Here is a 2,915-nt window from a genome sequence, read left to right as displayed (position 1 = left end):
GGTAAGATTTATCGAACTACCGATCGCTTTTGATGCTTTAACCGTGGTAGTCAATCCCCAAAATAACTGGGTTGATGATATTTCCACCACAGAATTAAGAACTATTTGGGAACCAGCAGCCGAGAATAAAATCAAACGTTGGAATCAAATTAATCCCGCTTGGCCCGACCGACCGATTACCCTTCACGGGCCGGGTAAAGATTCCGGAACCTACGATTTTTTTAGTGATGTAATTAACGGCAAAGATGCCAGTCGTGGGGACTTTAATTTTAGTGAAGATGACCAAGCTTTAGTTAATGCCGTCAGTCAAGATGCCAACGCTTTAGGCTATTTTGGCCATGCTTACTATGAACAAAATCGGGATAAATTAAAAGCGTTGAAAGTTAACGGTATTGAACCAACTCGCAGCAATGTCGAGGATAGTAAATATCAGCCTTTATCTCGTCCTTTGTTTATTTATGTTAATGCCCAAAAAGCCCAAGAGAATCCCGCTTTAGAGAAATTTGTTAAATATTATCTCGATCGAGTTCCCAATTTATTAGATACTATTGGTTATATTCCCTTACCCGATGAGGCCTATCATTTAGCACGGGTACAGTTGCAAAAATTTGAGGTAGGAACGGTTTTTGATGGCCGACCTCAACCCAATTTAACCATCGGGGAATTACTTCGCAAACAAGCTCAATTTGAAGCTAAATAGGGTTTGCGGCAAAAAGTAGGGGCGAAGCATTCGGATAGAAAATCTACGGTTTCACCGATAGGTTATTGCCCGAATGCTTCGCCCTTACAGTACTCTCAAAATCTTGCACCTGTGGGGGCGAAACAGTACCCTAAAACTCTTACCTCGTCTATATTTCACATTTATTCAGCAAACCCTAAGTAACGATTCCCATCTGGTAGGAAAATATAGCGTTTCCTGTTCGCAAGAGGTACATTGTCGATGGTGAAAAGCTTAATCAGCAAAGGTTTGACTGTGCCACACAGGTGTGAGAAACGCTATACATAAGGATTTTCCTGCTCCTATCTGCCCCCTACTATAGCAACAGGTTTGCCAATTTCACCCAACAGAGATACAGAAAAAAAAGAGGGGATAAACCCCCCAGCGTATCGAGAAACTTGTTAATTAACCTTTCGGTGTCGCCCCAAATTGTTCGATGAGGATAGAGGTTAACAGCGATTTTAAGTCTTCACAGGGAATCCCTTTTTGTACACAACTTCCCAGGTGGGCATCTTTACCCACTTTACCCCCCATGTAGAGGTCAACTCCCTCGACGGTTTTGCCGTCTTTGCGCGCTTTTGTCCCCATCAAACCGATATCGGCCACTTGGGGTTGTCCGCAGGAGTTAGGGCAACCGGTCCAGTGGATACGCACACCCCGGGGGATATTTAATTGGGCATCTAACTGACGAATCAAGTCCACAGCCTTATTTTTGGTTTCAATCAGGGCAAAATTGCAGAATTGCGCCCCCGTGCAGGAAACGAGCGCTCGTTGTAAAGGAGTGGGATTGGGGGTAAACTTAGCCAGTAAAGGCTCGGTTAAAAGAGTCGCCATATTTTCAGCCGCTATATTGGGAATAATCACGTTTTGTTCCACGGTTAAACGCAATTCTCCGCTGCCATACACTTCGGCAATCCGGGCCAAATCGAACATATCATCGGCAAATAGACGACCAACGGGAACACAAAGACCGATATAGCTCAATCCCTCCTGTTTTTGGGGAAAAACTCCTAAATGATCCCGTTTTTCCCAGTCAATAGCGTCTTTTTCCGCTGCCGTTGCCAAGGGATAACCTAACTGATTAGCCACCCGCGTGCGGAATTCCTCAATTCCCCACTCATCAATTAACCACATTAAACGGGATTTTTGACGATTGGCGCGCAATCCGTTATCGCGGTAAACTTCCAAAATTCCTCGGCATAAATCCACCACTTCCTGATTCGGTCTCACCCAAACATTAATGGGAATTGCCGCTTCACAGCGTTTAGCCGAGAAAAAGCCACCTACTACGACATTAAAGCCTAATTCTCCCTCTTTATAGGCAGGAATAAAGGCAATATCGTTAATTTCCGCATGAACAGAGTTATCCCGTCCCCCCTCGATGGCAATATTAAATTTGCGGGGCAGATTGCTAAATTGATAATTACCTTGACCGTAGTTGGTAATCATATCTTGGACTTTTTGGACTAATTCCCTGGTGTCAATTAATTCATCTGCGTCTAGTCCCGCCATGGGTGAACCTGTAATATTTCTGACATTATCCATGCCCGATTGTACCGAAGTCATACCCACGGATTTTAGTCGTTGGAAAATATCAGGAATATCTTCGATGCGAATACCGCGTAATTGTAGGTTTTGACGAGTGGTAATATCGGCATTACCATCATCGCCGTAACGCTGCACGATTTCCCCTAAAACGCGCATTTGCTCACCGCTAATAATGCCGTTAGGAACCCGCAAACGCATCATGAATTTACCCGGGGTGACGGGACGATAAAAAACCCCCACCCATTTTAAGCGATGTTCTAAATCGGTTTTATCCATCGCTTCCCAACCGATTTGGGCAAAATGATCCAGTTCATCTTTAATGGCTAATCCGTCTTTTTCGGCTTTAAATTTCTCGAATTTATTGAGAGTTGTTCCATCTTTTTCAGGTGCTTGTACCACGAATCTATCTCCTTCTGGTTTGTGGGTGTAATTGTTCTAGTTGGTGCGGGTTAGAAATGAAGAAATCGGGATTTAACAATAAGTATTCTTTAAAATACCGTCGTCATTAGCAAAAATTTAGTAATTTACCTAGTCTCTATTTGTTATTTAATTCTTTTTAACTTGGATAATTTTGTATTGTTTGTAACAGAAATCCGCTCACCATCGTGTTTAGGCATTTATATCATGCAGTAAGTGCATTGAGGGGGGG

General features: G+C 43.2%; 2 protein-coding genes. One reads left to right on the top strand and one right to left on the bottom strand.

The window, feature by feature from the left end; all coding sequences use genetic code 11:
* Positions 1-700 (top strand): substrate-binding domain-containing protein (locus tag IQ242_RS21415; protein ID WP_193961336.1); only part of this gene is annotated, 700 nt, incomplete at its 5' end.
* A 423-nt stretch (positions 701-1,123) separates the two neighbouring features.
* Here the strand turns inward: IQ242_RS21415 and IQ242_RS21410 are convergent.
* The gene (locus IQ242_RS21410) at positions 1,124-2,665 is read right to left on the bottom strand and encodes a ferredoxin--nitrite reductase (RefSeq protein WP_193961335.1); all 1,542 of its coding nucleotides are present in this window, start codon (positions 2,663-2,665) and stop codon (positions 1,124-1,126) included.
* Positions 2,666-2,915: the final 250 nt, after the last annotated feature.

The sequence above is a fragment of the Microcystis sp. LEGE 08355 genome, from assembly GCF_015207185.1.
Classification (GTDB): domain Bacteria; phylum Cyanobacteriota; class Cyanobacteriia; order Cyanobacteriales; family Microcystaceae; genus Microcystis; species Microcystis panniformis.
This window is presented reverse-complemented; position numbering and strand designations above follow the sequence as displayed.